The following is an 814-nucleotide window of genomic DNA, read 5'->3' on the forward strand; positions in this document are numbered from 1 at the left end:
CAGAGCGATTGTCGGTCTGCGCATCACCATTGATGAAATCCAAGGCAAATGGAAAGTCAGCCAGAATCACACATTAGAGAACCGTCGAGGAGTTATTGATTCAATAAAGAAAAATGGCGATGAGAAAATGTCCAGATTAATCGATTATAGATAGGTCTGAATTAACACTCGTTTGCTAAACCAAAATGTATATAATGTGCGCCCTCATAAAAACAACAAAAGAAGTAAATGATGTATAAATCCTTCACGCGCATATTTTTTGCAATTTCAGCCTTATTCCTATTAACAGCTTGTGGGTCATCTCACATGGTTATTTACCATGACGATACACCAATCGCTCCAGTACTAGGGATGGTTTATGTCGACGTAAACTTAAACGACTCGGAAGCCACACGATTTGTGGAAGGCTTCGATACACTAGTATTACAAAAGCTAAAAGGCCCCGAGCTAGGAATAGAAGAAATCGATCGCATAAGATTTTTTGAACTTAAAAAATCAGCCATCGACACGGCAAACACAGCTGTTTTTGCTGCTCAACTTCCACCTGGGTTATACACCGTTTTCAAGTTAACAGGACGAGGAAAATCGGTTTCTTATGGCGCCCCGAACTTTGAAGCAAGATTCGGTGTTTGGAGTTCATTCCCGACATTCAACATAGAACCGAAAAAGCTGACTCATCTCGGTTCTCTTGTTCTTCAACCTTACACAACAAGCGACATCAATTTTTTGTCAGGCCAATATTCGAAATGGTCGTTTTTAACCCTAACGCCGCCAGATAGTGGATTCGATTATTTACCTCTGACAAATCCTGTAA

At 40.4% G+C, this 814-nt stretch carries 1 protein-coding gene; it reads left to right on the top strand.

The window, feature by feature from the left end:
* Positions 1-306 precede the first annotated feature (306 nt).
* Positions 307-814: hypothetical protein (locus tag A3739_RS06320; RefSeq protein ID WP_156502400.1), on the top strand; the 508-nt coding region annotated here is incomplete at its 3' end.

It is taken from the genome of Oleiphilus sp. HI0067 (genome assembly GCF_001635735.1).